The 16178-nt window shown below is 67.7% G+C and carries 13 protein-coding genes; 9 read left to right on the forward strand and 4 right to left on the reverse strand.

The annotated features are described in order from the left end of the window. The first annotated feature begins 77 nt into the window (after positions 1 to 77). Positions 78 to 971 carry a LysR substrate-binding domain-containing protein gene (locus tag ACK99Q_RS13760; protein WP_410186683.1) on the forward strand — a complete coding sequence of 298 codons (894 nt, stop codon included), beginning with the start codon at positions 78 to 80 and terminating at the stop codon, positions 969 to 971. Here the strand turns inward: ACK99Q_RS13760 and ACK99Q_RS13765 are convergent. Next, the gene (locus ACK99Q_RS13765; protein WP_410186684.1) at positions 963 to 2669 is read right to left on the reverse strand and encodes a helix-turn-helix domain-containing protein; all 1707 of its coding nucleotides are present in this window, start codon (positions 2667 to 2669) and stop codon (positions 963 to 965) included. The genes ACK99Q_RS13760 and ACK99Q_RS13765 overlap by 9 nt on opposite strands. 220 nt (positions 2670 to 2889) lie before the next feature. On the opposite strand from ACK99Q_RS13765, the gene ACK99Q_RS13770 reads away from it, so the two are divergent. Together ACK99Q_RS13770 and ACK99Q_RS13775 are read left to right on the forward strand one after the other, a co-directional pair. Continuing rightward, positions 2890 to 4521 carry a flavin-containing monooxygenase gene (locus ACK99Q_RS13770; protein ID WP_410186685.1) on the forward strand — a complete coding sequence of 544 codons (1632 nt, stop codon included), beginning with the start codon at positions 2890 to 2892 and terminating at the stop codon, positions 4519 to 4521. A 59-nt stretch (positions 4522 to 4580) separates the two neighbouring features. Further along, positions 4581 to 5951, forward strand: coding sequence for an NAD-dependent succinate-semialdehyde dehydrogenase (locus tag ACK99Q_RS13775; protein WP_410186686.1), 1371 nt, complete (start codon positions 4581 to 4583; stop codon positions 5949 to 5951). 17 nt (positions 5952 to 5968) lie between these two features. Here the strand turns inward: ACK99Q_RS13775 and ACK99Q_RS13780 are convergent, their stop codons facing one another. Beyond that, positions 5969 to 7351 (reverse strand): dihydrolipoyl dehydrogenase family protein, encoded by a 1383-nt coding sequence (locus tag ACK99Q_RS13780; protein ID WP_410186687.1) that lies wholly within the window; start codon positions 7349 to 7351, stop codon positions 5969 to 5971. 65 nt (positions 7352 to 7416) lie between these two features. Next, positions 7417 to 8010, reverse strand: a complete 594-nt coding sequence (locus ACK99Q_RS13785) for a TetR family transcriptional regulator (protein WP_410186688.1) — start codon at positions 8008 to 8010, stop codon at positions 7417 to 7419. Between the two features lie 83 nt (positions 8011 to 8093). Here ACK99Q_RS13785 and ACK99Q_RS13790 point away from each other — a divergent pair, with 83 nt between their 5' ends. The 3 genes from ACK99Q_RS13790 to ACK99Q_RS13800 all read left to right on the forward strand — a co-directional run bounded on the left by ACK99Q_RS13790 (position 8094) and on the right by ACK99Q_RS13800 (position 9946). Continuing rightward, entirely contained in the window at positions 8094 to 8456 is a 363-nt protein-coding gene (locus ACK99Q_RS13790; RefSeq protein WP_410186689.1) for a hypothetical protein, read from the forward strand. Further along, entirely contained in the window at positions 8453 to 9553 is a 1101-nt protein-coding gene (locus ACK99Q_RS13795) for an NAD(P)-dependent alcohol dehydrogenase (RefSeq protein WP_410186690.1), read from the forward strand. The genes ACK99Q_RS13790 and ACK99Q_RS13795 overlap by 4 nt, the downstream gene beginning before the upstream one ends. 183 nt (positions 9554 to 9736) lie before the next feature. Next, positions 9737 to 9946, forward strand: a complete 210-nt coding sequence (locus ACK99Q_RS13800) for a nuclear transport factor 2 family protein (RefSeq protein WP_410186995.1) — start codon at positions 9737 to 9739, stop codon at positions 9944 to 9946. Between the two features lie 85 nt (positions 9947 to 10031). On the opposite strand, the gene mobF is transcribed toward ACK99Q_RS13800, so the two are convergent. Then, positions 10032 to 13574 carry a MobF family relaxase gene (gene mobF / locus ACK99Q_RS13805; RefSeq protein WP_410186691.1) on the reverse strand — a complete coding sequence of 1181 codons (3543 nt, stop codon included), beginning with the start codon at positions 13572 to 13574 and terminating at the stop codon, positions 10032 to 10034. Between the two features lie 348 nt (positions 13575 to 13922). On the opposite strand from mobF, the gene ACK99Q_RS13810 reads away from it, so the two are divergent. The 3 genes from ACK99Q_RS13810 to ACK99Q_RS13820 are packed head-to-tail and all read left to right on the forward strand — an operon-like array spanning position 13923 to position 16178. Continuing rightward, positions 13923 to 14534, forward strand: a complete 612-nt coding sequence (locus tag ACK99Q_RS13810; RefSeq protein WP_410186692.1) for a hypothetical protein — start codon at positions 13923 to 13925, stop codon at positions 14532 to 14534. Next, complete coding sequence (locus ACK99Q_RS13815; protein ID WP_410186693.1) at positions 14519 to 15475, forward strand: hypothetical protein; 957 nt, start codon at positions 14519 to 14521, stop codon at positions 15473 to 15475. Before ACK99Q_RS13810 ends, ACK99Q_RS13815 begins: the two co-directional genes overlap by 16 nt. A 28-nt stretch (positions 15476 to 15503) precedes the next feature. Further along, complete coding sequence (locus tag ACK99Q_RS13820) at positions 15504 to 16178, forward strand: SAF domain-containing protein (protein ID WP_410186694.1); 675 nt, start codon at positions 15504 to 15506, stop codon at positions 16176 to 16178.

Here is a 16178-nt window from a genome sequence, read left to right on the forward strand (position 1 = left end):
ACGCCGGACATTTGGTTCAGTCCAATACTTAATCGTCTACTCTGTGATACCTGAGCAAGAATGGATTGGAGAGAGTCATGGACTTTCAGCAGATCAGGGCGTTCCTGGCCGTCGCCGAGGAGTTGCACTTCGGTCGCGCTGCCGAACGTCTGCACATGGCGCAGCCACCGCTGAGCAGGACGATCAAACAGCTCGAGCGCGAGCTGGCCACCCAGCTCTTCGATCGGAACACCCGCTCCGTGAGCCTGACCTCCAGCGGACAGGCGCTGGTGGGCCCGGCTCGCGAGGCGCTGGAGGCGTTGCGGCAGGCCGAGGCAGCGGTGCGCTTCGCCGACGAGGGCGAGATCGGCCTCGTCCGGATCTCCTTCGCCGGGGTCTCCACGCACCGCATCGTCGCCCAGCTGGCGCGGGTCGTCAGGTCCAAGAGGCCGGGGATCCAGCTGGAGCTCTCGAGCCAGAACTTCGCCCAGCCCGCGATGCGCAAGCTCATCCAGGGGGACAGCGACATCGCTCTGGGCCGCTGGGACGTCATTGCGCCCGACATCCAGGCGGAGGTGGTCATGCCCGATACGCTCGTGGTCGCCGTCCCGGACACCCACGCGCTCGCCGGCATGCGCTCGGTGTCGATCAGCGACCTGGCTCGTGAGCCGTTCGTGTCGCTGCCGCCGCACGAGGGAGCCGTCCTCCCGGACCGCCTCCGACGGCTCGCACGGGAGAACGGGTTTGTGGCCGACGTGGTTCAGCTCGCGCCCGACACGCAGACGGCGCTCGCGCTAGTGAGCGCGGAGGTGGGCTGCCACCTCACCTTGCGATCGGTCGCGCAGAACTCGGCCGATCCCCACGTCGCTTTCGTCCCGCTCGAGGACGAGACTCTCGACGTCGACCTGCGGGTCGCCTGGCGTCGCGATGATCGTGGCGCGGCACTGCGAGCGGTGCTGGACGAGGTCCTGCAGCTGACGACGTCAGAGTGAAGCCTCGCCGGACTCGATGCCCAGTTGACGCAGCTTGCGGTAGAGCGTGGTGCGCCCGATCCCGAGGCGGCTGGCCGCCGCGGAGCGATTGCCCTGCGATTCCTCCAGGGCTCGGAGGATCGCGTCCCGCTCCGCCTCCTCCATCGGGGTGAGCCGGCGCCCTGTCGGCGCCTGCTGCAGTCGCGCAGGTAGATCCTTGCGCTCGATCACCGAGGTGCGGACGTTGCGCACCACGTCTGCCAGGACTTCGACGAGCTCGCTGACGTTTCCCGGCCACCGCCAGGCCATCAGTGATTGCATCGCGGCGGGCGAGAGCGTGTGCCTGCGGTCCTTGTCCACGCGTTCGAGGATCTCGGTCACCAGGGCCGGGATGCGCTCGCGGCTCTCGGCCAGTGGCCAGGTGCGCTCCGCGGCGTCGACTTGGGCGAGGGCGTCCCTGACGGCGCCCGCGGCATCACTGCTGTAGATCGTCGCGAACAGCACCGACGAGCGCTCGCCCGCATCGACAGCCGCGCGGTGCTCCCGCACGACCGCCCCGAGACGGCCGGCCTCCACGTCACTCAGTTCCTCGACCCGGCGCAGCAGGACGTCGTCGCCAGCGTCCAGCTGGCGGCGCAACTGGTCCCACGCGACGCCGGGGAGTGCCGAGATCTCGAGCAGCGCGCGCCTGGGGCGAAGGGCGCCGTGACGGTCATGGGCCACCGTCGCACGGCCGGAGCCGCGTGGCCCATCGACCACGACCACGGCCGTCCCGTCAGGACGGTGACTCCTGGTGACGACGGGCACGTCCAGCACCGACACCTCGTCGGGGGCGAGGTCGGCGAAGTGCGCGACGAAGTGGGTGTGGGCGCCCTCGACGACTCGGCGTGCGACGACCTCCACTCGCGCCTCGGCGAGTTGCAGCCGGACAGGGTGGCCGTCCGTCCACGTTCGGCTGTTCAGGAGTTCCCACAGCATCACGTGCGAGCTCACGCTCACGTAGGGAAGGCCGGGCGTGTTCGCGAGCAGGGAGTCCTTGTCCAGGACGATCGTGGGACGACGGGCGTTGGTGTATCGCATGAAGGACATCGCGAGCGCCAGGTCCTGCGGGCGCGACGAGGCCCTGAGCCGCTCCTCGATCTGCTGGCCAATCTCACGCGTGACCGACATCATCAGCGGATTGGTGACGCGGGTCAGGCCGCCGAGTGAGACCGCGCCGATCACTGAGCCGGTGGGCGTGAAGAGAGGGGCGGCCGCGCAGGTGATGTCGGAGAGCAGCTCGTTGTAGTGATGAGCGCCCTGGATCAGGACGGGACCCTTCTCCACGATGGCCGTCCCCAGCCCGTTGGTGCCGACGACATCCTCGGAGTAGTCGAATCCCTCCGCAGCGTTCGCGCGGTCCAGGCTCTTCTCGGCGCTGCGGTCGCTGGCGCGGCGCGCGACGATGCTCCCGGCGCGGTCGCTGACGAACAAGGTCGTCCCCGTGTCTGTCAACTGGTGCTGCCATCGGTCGAGCACCGGCTCGGCGGCGCGCAGCAGGATCGACTCGGGGTCGATCTCGCGCGTCTGCTGCGCCGGACCGTCCTCGGAGACCCGGCTGCTGATGGAGCGGCGCCAGCTTCGCGTGATGACGTCCGGGACGAGGTCGGCGTCCGGGTCGGATCCGTTGAGGCCGGCCCGCTTCAACTGGTCTCGCGCATCACGAACGGGGTCGCTCACGGCACCCTCCTGTCTGACACCCACCATGCCCCTCATCCGCAGTGATTTCCAATGCCGGTCCGGGATCGCACCATGACCGACCGGGTATCAATCCTCGCAGCGGTCGACGAATCCCGGTGTTCCACATTGGAACACCGGACGGCGTGACGGACGTCTCACGATGGGGGGGAACGTGAACCACGCCACACCGGCGGTCACCGACATGAAGGAGAACTACGTCATGGCTGACGCAAACAGCGACTCGATCCAGAGCCTCGACGCGCTCGTGGTGGGACTCGGCTTCGGAGGCATCTACTCCCTCCACAAGCTGCGCAACGAGCTCGGTCTCGAAGCCGTTGCGATCGACAAGGCCGGCGGCGTCGGCGGCACCTGGTACTGGAACCGCTACCCCGGCGCCCTCTCGGACTCCGAGAGCTTCGTCTACCAGTACTCGTTCGATCGCGACCTGTACGCGCAGACGCCCTGGAAGACCAAGTTCGTCACCCAGCCGGAGATCCTCGAGTACCTCAACGGCGTCGTCGACCGCTACGACCTGCGGCCTCACACGCGACTCGAGACCGCCATGACCCACGCCGACTTCGACGACACGACCGGGCGTTGGACGGTCGAGACCGACCGTGGGGTCACCTACTCGGTCCGCTTCCTGGTGACCGGCCTGGGCCTGCTGTCGGCCACGAACGTTCCGGACATCACCGGCATCGACACCTTCGCCGGCCGGCTGGCCCACACCGGCGCGTGGCCGGAGGACCTCGATCTCACTGACAAGCGAGTGGCGGTGATCGGCAACGGATCGACCGGCGGCCAGGTCATCCCGGCCATCGCGCCGATCGTGAAGCACCTCACCTCGTTCATGCGCACCCCGCAGTACAGCGTTCCCGCCGGCAACCGTGAGCACACCCCGCAGGAGCTGCAGCAGCTGGTGGACAACTTCGAGGCGAACTGGACCCAGGTGCGCGAGTCGAGTCTCGCTATGGGCTTCGTGGAGAGCACCGCGGAGACCTTCTCCGTCTCGGAGGAGGAGCGTGAGGCCGTCTTCGAGGCCGCCTGGAACAACGGTGGTGGCTTCCGGTTCATGTTCGAGACGTTCGGAGACATCGCCACCGACCCGGAGGCCAACGAGGCTGCCGCGGCGTTCATCCGTCGCAAGATCGCCCAGATCGTGAAGGACCCCGAGACCGCACGTCGCCTCACCCCGACCGACCTCTACGCGAAGCGCCCGCTGTGCGACTCGGGCCTCTACGAGACGTTCAACCGCGACAACGTCTCGATCGAGCGGATCGACGAGAACCCGATCGAGTGCATCGTCCCCGAGGGGATCCGCACGGCCGACGGCGTGCTCCACGAGGTCGACGTCATCATCCTGGCCACCGGCTTCGATGCCGTGGACGGCAATTACCGACGCACCGAGATTCGCGGCCGCGACGGTGAGCTCCTGGCCGACCACTGGGCCGACGGCCCGACGAGCTACCTCGGCATGGCCACCAGCGGCTTCCCCAACATGTTCATGATCCTCGGCCCCAACGGTCCGTTCACGAACCTGCCGCCGTCGATCGAGGTCCAGGTCGAGTGGATCAGCGCCACCATCGGGCATCTGGCCGCGCAGCCCGGGGCCTGGCTCGAGGTGCAGGAGGCCACGGAGCACGCCTGGACCGAGACGTGTGCCGACATCGCCGACGCCACCCTGTTCCCCAAGGCGGCGTCGTGGATCTTCGGCGCGAACATCCCGGGCAAGCGCCGCACGGTCATGTTCTACCTGGGCGGCCTCAAGGAGTACCGCACGATTCTCGCGACCGAGACCGAACAGGGCTTCCCCGGCTTCGCGCTGCACGTCCCCGAGCTCGCCACCGCCTGAACGACACCCACGGCCGGCCGGACCAACGTCCGGCCGGCCGCCTTCCCATGGAGAACCTCATGACCAAGTACGCGACCGTCGACCCCACCTCTGGAGAGGTCGTCCGCGAGTTCGACACCATGACCGACGAGCAGGCGCGAGCCGCACTCGAGCGAGCCCACACGGCGTTCGCGACGTGGCGCCGGGCACCGGTGAAGGACCGCACCGCCGCGATCCAGCGCATCGCGGACCTCCACCGCGCCCACGCAGACGAGCTGGCACGTCTCATGACGCTGGAGATGGGAAAGCCGGTCGGCCAGGCGCGGGCCGAGGTGGAGCTCGCTGCATCCATCTACGAGTACTACGCCACCCAGGGTCCCGAGCTGATGGCCGACGAGAAGCTCGACATCGCAGGTTCCGGCCGTGCGGTGGTCCGGACCGCGCCGATCGGGGCACTACTGGGCGTCATGCCCTGGAACTTCCCCTACTACCAGGTGGCGCGCTTCGTGGCTCCGAATCTGCTGCTGGGCAACACGATCCTGTTGAAGCACGCAGGCAGCTGCCCGCAACAGGCACTGCGGCTCGAGGAGCTGATCAGCGAGGCCGGCGCGCCACATGGCGTGTATCAGAACATCTTCGCCTCGAACGAGCAGGTGGCGAGTCTCATCGCCAGTGACGAGCTGCAGGGCGTGTCCCTCACCGGCTCCGAACGCGCCGGCCGGACCATCGGCGGCCTGGCGGGTCAGCACTTGAAGAAGTGTGTCCTCGAGTTGGGCGGCTCCGACCCGTTCATCGTGCTGCCCGGCGCCGACCTGGCCACAGCGGTCCCCGCCGCCGTGGCGGGCCGGTTCGGCAACGCCGGCCAGGCGTGCACGTCCTCCAAGCGCATCATCGTGGAAGAGTCTCTCTGGAACGACTTCCTCGACCAATTCGTCGCCCAGGCTTCCCAGTGGGTCGGCGGCGACCCGACCGAGGAGTCGACGCGACTGGGCCCCATGGCCTCGGTCGCCGCACGCGACGAGCTCGCCGCACAGGTGGAGGATGCGATCGCCAAGGGCGCCACCGTCCACGTCGGTGCCATGGTGCCCGACGGCGCTGGTGCCTACTACCCCGCCACGGTGATCAGCGACGTCGTCCCGGAGATGCGCGCCTATCACGAGGAGCTGTTCGGACCCGTGGCGGTGCTGTACCGCGTCCCGTCCGTCGAGGCGGCCATCGACCTGGCGAATGACACGCCCTTCGGCCTTGGGAGCGCCGTGTTCACTCAGGACACCGGGGCTGCCCAGCACGTCGTGGATCGTCTGGACGTCGGGATGGTCGGGGTCAACACGACGGTCAAGAGCGCGCCGGACATGCCGTTCGGCGGCGTGAAGGCGTCCGGCATCGGGCGAGAGCTCGGCCGTTTCGGCCTGGACGAGTTCGCGAACAAGAAGCTCGTGCGACTGGTCTGACGTCGTCCTCGCCGACCTCAGGCCTCGAGGTCGGCGAGGGCTGACTCGATGGCGCGGTGGAAGGTGGGATAAGCGTAGATCATCGACCGCAGGGTCGACGTCGGCACGGATGCGTGCACGGCCAAGGTCACCATGGACAGGATCTCGCCGGCAGCAGGACCGACCACCGTGCCTCCGACCAACACTCCCCTGTCGACGTCCTCGACCAGCTTGACCAGTCCGGCGCCGCCCGGCCCATGCGTGAAGCCCCGCGATGAGCCGCCCAGGTCGGTCTGTCCGACCCGGACGCTCAGACCGGCCTCACGGGCGGCGGCCTCCGTGAGACCGACGCCGGCCACTTCCGGGTCCGTGAACGTCGTATGTGGCACCGCCTCGTACGTGGCGGGAGGACCGTCCTGTTCCAGGACGTCCCGCAGAGCGATCGCCGCCTGGTACATCGACACGTGGGTGAACGCCCCATGGCCGGTGACGTCCCCGAGAACCCAGAGCCCGTCCATCGCTCGCAGCCGCTCGTCCACCTGCAGATCGGAGGGGTCGAGCCCCACGGACTCCAGGCCGATCCCTTCGAGGTTGGAATGCCGCCCGGCGGCCACGAGCAACTGGCGGGCGCCCACCACCTCGCCGCCCGAGAGCGTGACGGAGAACGCGCCGTCGGCGTACTCCACCCGGGCAGCCTCGGCGTGGGTCAGCACCCGGATGCTCTCGGCCTTGAACACCTCCTCGAGCGCGGCGGACGCCTCGGGCTCGTCGGCCGGGAGGAGCCGCTCGCCGTGCTGCACCACGGTCACGTCGGCCCCGAACCGGGCGAAGACCTGGGCCAGCTCGCAGCCGATGGGCCCGCCGCCGATGATCAGGAGCGACTCCGGCACCTCTGTCGTCTGCACGGCGTCCCTGTTCGTCCAGAACGGCGTACCCGCCAACCCCGGCACCGCCGGCTCCGCCGGCCTGGTGCCCGGGTTGAGAACGACGCCCCGGCCAGCCCGTAGCTCCAGCGTGCCGTCGGTGCCGTCGGCGAGATCGACGATGACCTGGCGCTCTCCCGCGAGACGGGCCGTGCCGTGCACCACCCTCGCGCCAGCGGCTTCGAGTCGCTCGACGGCCACGCGGTCGTCCCAGTCGTCCGTGGCGTCGCTCGCGATCCGCTTGGCCACGGGTGTCCACGACGGGACGACGTGCACGTCGCCGGCCAGCTCATCGGCTCGCCGCGCCTCACCGAGCGCGTCTGCTGCCCGCACCATCATCTTCGTGGGGATGCACCCGTAGTACGGACACTCCCCACCCACTAGATGCTTGTCGACCGCCACGACCGTCAGCCCCGCCTTCGCTGCCCCGGTGGCCAATGCCTCGCCGCCGGGTCCGAGGCCCACCACCACCAGGTCGACGTCTCGTGACTCGCTCATGTCGGGCTCCTTCGTTTCGACGGGGCTGCGCGGCTGTTCGCTCCATTGTGGCGTGATCCGCCCGCTCAGGCGTCTCGGGGGAAGCTCACCCGGCAGGCGTGCACCATGGCGACGGCCGTCTGGGCAATCGCGCTCCGGCGCCGCGCGTGATCGACCGAGTCGTCGGTGATGGTCTCGCTCAGGTGGGGTTGGACGACCCATCCGTAGCAAAGCGTCACCACCGTCAGCAACAGCTCCTCGACCTGCTCGCGAGCCATCTCGGGCAGTACCGCGTGCAGGTCATCGAGCTTGCGGCGCGCCCGCTCGCGGCGTCGATCGAGATCGACCGGCTCGAGGAGCTCCAGTCCTTCCCACGCCACCAGCCGCGCCAGATCTGGAGCGGTCACGCAGGCGTCGAAGAAGTCGGCTGCGAATGCGGCGGCCGCGGCCGAACCCGACCCACGAATGGGCGCCGCATCCAGTGCCGTGGCAAGACGCTCGACGAGGACTGCCTCGAGCAGACCTCGCTTGTTCCCGAAGTAGGAGTAGAGGCGTTCGCGGTTGACCCCGGCCGCCTCGCTGATCCTCTCGATCCGCGCGCCTGCGTAGCCGTACGTGCTGAACTCCACCACCGCCGCATCCAGGAGACGTTGCCGAGTACGTGCCGCATTACGAGCCATCGGACCAGCCTAACCAACAGAACGGTTGGGAGAGGCGTAGAGTGGGCCCCATCAGTCAACCAACCATCTTGTTGGAGTCTCGTGTGAAGCACCATCACGAGGGCCAAGCCCTCGCCGCCGACGAGGTGGACCACGATCATCACCGCCCTCCGGGGATCGCCTCCGTCCACACCAGGGCCGCGGTCACGTGGGTCGCGATCTATCCGCTCGTCGCCGTCGGCATGATCGTCCTCGGCCGGGCGGCACCGGAGTGGCCGGCCCCGTTGCGAGCCCTGGTCCTGACGGCGATCGTGGTACCCGTGACGGTCTACGTGACCGTGCCTCAGCTGCTGCGGCTGGAACTGGCGATCTTCGGCCGGTTCCGACGGGCACGACTCGAGTCGAACAGTCACTCCTCGCCGCTGACGGAAGCGACGGGACTCCCCCACGAAGGAGCACGCACATGAAGGTCACCGCCGCAGTTGCCCGTACGCAAGGCGCACCCCTCACCGTCGAAGAGCTCGAGCTCGACGACCTACGGCACGGCGAAGTTCGCGTTCGTATGGTCGGTGTGGGCATCTGCCACACCGACGCCATCGTGCGCGACGGCGTCTACCCCACACCGCTCCCCGCGGTCCTGGGGCACGAGGGCTCCGGGGTCGTCGAGGCCATCGGCGACGGTGTCACCAGCGTCGTGCCCGGCGACCATGTCATCTTGGCAGCGGCCTACTGCGGGCACTGTATGCGCTGCCGTCGCGGCGAGATGGCCTACTGCGAGAACCTCATGGCGGCCGACTTCGGAGGTCGTCGGTTGGATGGCAGCACCTCGCTGAGCGCCGACGGAGAGGCGATCTCTTCACACTTCTTCGGCCAGTCGTCCTTCTCCACCCATTCGAACGTCGTCGAGGAGTCGGTCGTCAGGGTTCCCGCCGACGTCCCACTGGAACACCTCGGCCCGCTGGGGTGTGGCTTCAACACCGGTGCCGGCACCGTCCTGAATGAGCTCCGGCCCGAGATCGGCTCCACCTTGGCCGTCTTCGGCGCGGGCGCCGTGGGAGCGGCAGCCATCATGGCAGCGAAGGTCCGGGACTGCGCGACCATCATCGCGGTCGACATCCACGACAGCCGGCTGGACCTGGCTCGTGAGCTCGGCGCCACGCATGTCATCAATTCCCGCACAGAGGACCTCGGCGAGGCACTGGCCTCGATCACGAGCGGCACAGGAGTGGACTACGTCGTGGACACGACGGGTCGACCCGAGCTGCTTCGGGCCGCCGCCGACAGCATCGCCGTCCGGGGCACCGTCGCCCTCGTGGGGGCCGCCCGCCCCGGCACCGAGGTCAGCTTCGAGATCGGCGCGTCGCTGGTGAAAGGCTGGACGTTCAAGACCATCGTGCAGGGCAGCTCCGTGCCGCAGTCCTTCCTCCCCCAGCTGATCCAGCTATGGCGCGAGGGGCGCTTCCCGATCGACACGTTGATCACGGAGTACTCGCTCGACGACATCAACCAAGGTTTCGCGGACTCGGCCGACGGCACCACCATCAAGCCGGTCGTCATTTTCTGATCATGGACGTCAGGGCGCGACTCGAAACTAACAAGCAAAGCGTGCAGGCGTTCTACGACCTCATGTTCAACCAGTGCAAGCCGGCCGAGGCAATCCAGATCTACGCGGGCGACGTCTACATCCAGCACAACCCGCACGTCGGGGACGGCAAGGAGGCGTTCGTCCGGTACTTCGAGCGCATGGCTGCAGTACCCTGGCAAGCACGTCGAGTTCGTTCGCGTGATCGCCGAAGGCGACTACGTGGTCCTGCACTGCCACCAGACCTGGCCAGGCAGTGACGACTACGCGGGGATCGACATCTTCCGCCTCGACACCAACGGCAAGGTCGTGGAGCACTGGGATGTCCTGCAGGTGATCCCAGACAATTCAGCCAATGAGAACGGACTGTTCTGAGCTTCAGTCGACCTCGAGGGCAAGGTCTGGACGTGATGAGGTGCGGGCGCTCGAGTATCTACGGCCCAGCGTGGGACACGTCCTTTCAGACCCGCTGGACACCGGTCTCATGGACGTCTCGGGCGGCTGCTGATTCATCGGCTCCGGCAGCAATCCAGCGCGCTCGCCTCATGGCTCCTTCGGTACTGACAAAGTCATGGGCCTGAGCGTCGGTAAGGACGTCACCCCGGACTGATTCCCCGGCTATCCCATACCGATCGCGGTATGCGGCGACGGTGGCCACCTCATGTAGCCACCGGTCGCGCCGCGTGCCCTCTGTGGGCGGCGTGCCGAGCCGTCGCAGCCAACGGTCCTGGCGGGCGAGCGCAGCCGCGGCGAGCGCGGTGGCGCGAGTCTCGATGAGGTCTTGGCGCTGGGTGAGGGCTTCGGCCATGTCCGGTGCCATCGGGCCGTTCGCCTGAGGGATAAACCCGGCCACAAGGCGACGCGAGTGATCTGGCCGATGCCGCCGAGTCGTGGCGTCGGTCGCAGCCTGCAGACGAGTAATGAGCACGGCGCCGACGTCGAGCGCATCGTCCAGTGGTCGTTGAGCGATGAGTCTGGGGAGTTCGGTCTCGAGGTTCAGGTCGTTGGCTTCTGCCCGGCGCAGTTCGGCGGATAGCGGACCAAAGGAGTCCGAGCCAAGCAGACGGTCGACCTGCTCGCAGGTGAGGCCCGCACAAGCGAAGAGACCGATCCAGCGGTCACGTTGGGCGACGACGGCGATGGTTTCGTATTCGGCGGCCATCTGGGCGATCGATGTCCATTGCTCTTGCTCGGCCTCGATCATCTGGTGCGCGGAGAGCTCGGCGCCGCTGTGCAGCAGCACGCCATGGAGCACGGACCTACCGGAAACCTCCGAGTCCGCGAGTGGGGTGTGGCTGTCGTCGGGTCGGTCGAGGCCGACGTAGGCGGTGTTGGTGTCACGGCCGCGGGTCATGGAGACGTAGAGGTTCTCGCGGGTGGTCGAGTTGGTGACCACGACGTGCGCAGTGTCGACGGTGAGGCCCTGGGCGCGGTGGGCGGTGACGGCATAGCCGAGGTCAACGTTCTCGGCGACATATGCGGCTGGCAATGTGATCGACCCGCCACGCCGGGCGTCGTCCCGTTCGACCTGCAATGAGCCGTCGCGACCGACGGCCAGCACACGCCAGCGGTCGCCGTTGCGGACCCAACCACCACGTGTTGATGTCAGGCGCCGGTCATTGGCGCGGGTGATGATCAGGTCACCGGCCGAGGCGCGGGTCCCATCGCCGAGCCGCACTTCATGGCTCGAGTCGGTGTCGCCGTCGAGGATCCGTTCGGCTCGGGCGCGGGTGTTCAAGTCGATCATCGAGCTGGTGGACTCCGTGACGAGGATGCTCTCGCGGCCGGCACGGACGTCGGCGCGCCAAGCGATGTAGGCAGTGTCAATCATCGAATCGGTGGAGCCTTCGTGGATCCGGCGGTGGCGGATGTAGGTGTCGAGCACGGTCGGATGGCCAAAGCGCAACTCGCGGGAGGCCGCCTTCTCCCAGTCGTGGGTGAAGCGGTGGATCTCGGTGAGTTCGGGAGCGTCGGCGCACGAGCCAGCGAGCAGACTGAACGCACCCCCAGCGTCGACCGATTGGAGCTGGGCCCAGTCGCCAACGAGCAGAACCTTCGCGCCGGCCGCTTCGGCCAGTCCGGTGATGCGGTCGAGTGTGAGGGTGCCGGCGAGGGTGGCCTCGTCGATGATGACGAGCTGGCCCGCGTGGAATTCGGTCCGGTCGTGGTCGTACTCGTGGAGCCACTTGACCGTGTTCTCGCACGCAATGCCCAAGTCGTCGGCGAGGACCTGGGAGGCGACGGCGCTGGGCGCCAATCCGACCACGCTGTCCTTGCCGCGCTCGGTCTGCCAGGCCCGTCGAAGGGCATGCATGGCGGTCGTCTTGCCAGCACCGGCCGGGCCGATGAGTAGGTCCAGTCGTCGGCCGGAGCCGACGATCCGCGCCAGGGCCTGCGCCTGCTCTTCGCTCAGCCGCGCGCCGCTATACCTCTGGCGAGCGAGTCGATCGATCACGTCCAGACCGACGATTGGGGCGGTCGTGTCGCGGGAGCGAGCGAGGAGTCGGTCTTCGGCGGCGAGGAGCTCGGTCGACGTGTAGATGATCGAGTGCCGTGGTCGGAACCGCGAGGTGCCGTCGTGCCGGGTGAACATCGCCGGACTCGCCGCCAGCTCGGACGGGGTGACCCTGAGCGAGCACAGTTCGGCCGCGTCGACGATCATCCCGACGACCGCCTCGCGATCGACGGCGCTGGCGAACCGCCAGCCCATCGTCTGACGGGACGCCTCGGCCCACAAGTTCCAGCGCCGCCATGTCGCACGCTTCTCACTGACCGCCCCGATTACGATCTCGCCCAGCATGTTGGCCACGTCGAGGCCCATGTCATCAGCACGGAGCGTCCGAGACGGCGATCGACCGCCAGCGACGCGTCGTGCCCAGTCCAGCGAGCTCTGGTCGAGGATCTCGTCGGCCCTGCTGCGCCACTCGTCGGTGAGGTCGGCCAGCGAGCGAACCTGCTTCTCGGGCCTGGTCGAGAGGGTGGCTTGGGCTCGCAGGCGGATGACGGTCCTGCGCGACGGGCGCTGTCCATGCGCGGCGACGTAGTCGTCGATGAGCCGGTCCTTCTCGATCTCGATCGCACGGGCCCGGTTAGAGAACGCAAGGATCAACCGCTCGGGCACGAATGCGAGCTCCCAGGACGGGTTGCGGTCCTTGCCCCGTACACGCTGCTCCCATTCGATCCCGAATAGGCGGGTCACTCGGTCGGCCAGTACGGCGTTGTACTGCTCCGACAACGCGACCACTCCCGCGTGCAAGGCCCGACTGTCGAGACTGCGCCACTTGCCATCGATGGCGGTCTTGACCTTGTTCGAGATCACGACATGGGTGTGCAGCTGCGGGTCGCCGAGCCGAGAATCCCAGTGATCGAACGAAGCCGCGACGACCCCGACGATGTCGGCCTGTGCGACGGCCCCCTGCCCGGCGTTACGGCCCACGCGCGTGCCCGCGATCTCTCGCTCGAGCAGGTCCATCACCTCGTCCACGGCCGCGTGATGCGCCTGAACGAGAAGCGCCTGAGTTCCCTCGTCAGCCACGCCCCACAAGACCGAGACCGACTTGGGAACGCTGAACGTCAAGTCGAAGCCAGCGACCGCGCGGCGCTCCCCCAGGGTCTGCTCCTCGACCTCGATGCGGGCGATCGTCTCGACACGTTGAGCCTCCGACAATCCGGTGCTGAGTGCAGCGACCCGCGACATCACCCGCTCCCCGACGGATGTGAAGCTTCGGAACGGACGCCCGAGAGGCTCACCGGTGATCGGGTCGCGTCCAGCACCCATCAGCAACGCCAGCTGGTCCGCAGCAACCGGATCACCGACGCTCAGCTCTCCGCCACCGAGCGCGCGCAGCCCGGATCCCAGCCATCGTCCTGGCGGCGTGCCGGCCTCGGTGTAGTAGCGCGTCATCGGAGTCGAAAGGTCCCGATTCCCGTCCCCTGAGACGACGGACTTGAGCAGGTACTTGTAGCCGTCACCGGCCGACATGACCTTCATCGACACCGTCACCGTGAACGCACCTCCCGCTCGATCAAGGTGCGTCCGATGATCCACAGACCCTGTACAGACCGAGTTATCCACAGATCGACCCGCACTGAGATCACCTCAGTTGCCAGACGTGTAACCCTCCAAACACCCGTCGCGAACACCCCAGCGGCAGGGGGCGTTCGGAAACTGCGGCACACCTAGGCAGCAGGACATCGACTTCGGGAGGCGGAATGGACGATGGAAGACAGTTGCATCTGGTCCTCCACCAGTGACTCAATAGATCGTGATGGCGTTCTCACCGGCCGTCGGCGACCACGTCATCTGCATCCCCCGCGCATCGACGGAGGGGGAAGGCAGGCATCGGGGGCCATGACGATCGCACAACGCATGCGAATTCTGGCGACGGCAGCACTGCTGTTCGTCGCTCTCGCAGCGTGCTCGGACGACAATGGCGACCCCGCGACGAGCGACTCGACCTCGACGACGTCCCCTTCGTCCGCCACGACGCCACCAACCGAGTCTCAGCAGGCCGCGTCAGTGGCGGAGGCGAAGCTCCGCGAGTACTTCGCAGTCCGCAATCGCCTCCGTCAGGACCCGAGCCAGTCATTCGGGGCCTTGAAGAGGATCGCCGTCAGTACGGAACTCACTGCCCAGCAACGGCTCTTCGAGAAGGCCCGTCGCGACCGCGTCCATCAGACCGGTGAGACGAGGATCGCCGAGTTGAAGGTTCGGAACATCAACCTCGACAACTCTGATCCACAGGCCGGCAAGGTTCCCGTCGTGCAGATCGATGTCTGTTACGACGTCAGCGATGTAGACCTGGTCAACGAAGACGGCCAGTCCGTCGTGAGTGCCGATCGGCCCGAGACGGGTTGGATCAGGTACACGGTTGCGAACTACGAGTGGGAGTCAGATCCCGATGGTGCGTGGCGAGTTGCCTCGGGCCAGGACATCGAGCGAACGCCATGCGCCGCGCTCTGATCGACATCGTCCTCTGCCTCCTGACTGCCTCTTGCGTTTGTGCGCTCGGCTTCTCGGCTTCAGTCGCTGCACCGGAATGCCAAGTGGTCGACCCCGAGAGCGGTGAGTGCTTGGTGACGGTCGAGGTACCGTCTGAACCGAGCGACCCCGGTGACACTGGAGAAGGTCCGAAGGACTCAGGTTCGGGCGCCAGTTGCTACTGGGATGGGACCAAGAGCGGAATCTCGAAGCCTCCTCCTGGGCCGGTGCCGTGTAGCACCGACTTTGGGTACTGGTCGAACGGCCTGAACTGCTATGTCCGTCTCGCCGATCCGCAACCGGTCGCCGGCGATCCGGCGTGGCAGGGTCACGAGCCGGGCGAGGGCAACGTCTATGAGTGCTGGCAGCCGCAGACTGATCTGCAGATCCAGGTCTGGTCGGCGACTCCGCCGGTGAACTCGGGCGCGGGTCCGACGCCGAGAGAGGTCGCCCAGATCGCCGTGGACCGAATGGGACTGCGGGCGATCGATATCGGGATCGTGCCCGAGCCTGGGCCGGACCGGATCGGGATCGTGGGGATGCCGGTGTGGATGTGGGTGGCCGACCCGACCGAGAACAGCTGGGGCCCGATCACGGCGACCGCATCGGCGGGCGGCATCACGGTCACGGCGACCGCGCGGGTGGAGAGCATCCGCTGGGACATGGGCGACGGAACGAAGATCACGTGCCGGAACAAGGGCACGGTCTACAAGGCGGCGTTCGGGAAGTCGAAGTCGCCGACGTGCGGTCACACCTACGAGACGTCGAGTGGTGGTCTGCCCGATGACAGGTTCACGGTCACCGCGATGTCGGTGTGGGTCGTGTCGTGGGAGGGCGCCGGCCAGAGCGGAGTGATCCGCCTGGACGGCTTGGAGAGGTCGGTCCGCGTGGCCGTCGGCGAAGCGCAGGTGCTCGTGCAGTAGCGAGCCTCCGGGGTGAAGGGCAGTGAACATGAGTACAGCCGTTCGAGACGACAGGACCGTCGACCACGGGCCGGGCGGTCCGGCCGGGCCCCCGCTCGCTCCCCCACCAAAGCTGAGGCGCCGACCGGGGCTGGTCGCAACCGCCGTCATCCTGATCGGCCTGGGCGGGCTCCTCGGAGCGTGGGCCTGGACCGCGACCACGAACAGCACCGAGGTGCTGGTGGCCCGAGCCGACATCGCCCGTGGTTCGGTGATCGAGGCCGACGACCTGGCCCGGGTGCAGATCAGTACCGACCCGGCGCTGGACCCGCTCCCGGGCGCGGCCCTGGACTCGGTGGTCGGCAAACGCGCCGCACTCGACATCGCCGAAGGCGGCCTGGTCACCCGAAGCGCGATGGCTGTGACCGTCGTCCCGGCTGACGGTGCGTCGGTCGTTGGTGTCGCGGTCACGCCGGCCCAGGCGCCGTCGGAACCGCTGCAGGTCGGCGACAACGTTCGCGTCGTCGTCACACCCGCGGCCGGGGAGGCGGCGCCCGCTCAGAGCCCTGCCTTCAGTACGGCCGAGGTCGTGGGTACCCGTTACTCCGAGGAGACTGGCCAGCTGGTCGTGGATGTGCAGGTCGCCGAAGGTGAGGCGGCCACGCTGGCTGCGCGAGCGGCGACCGGCAATGTCGCCATCGTTCTGGACAGTCGGGAGCGGTGA

This window comes from Aeromicrobium sp. MLTX1 (assembly GCF_046452335.1).
Taxonomy (GTDB): domain Bacteria; phylum Actinomycetota; class Actinomycetes; order Propionibacteriales; family Nocardioidaceae; genus Aeromicrobium.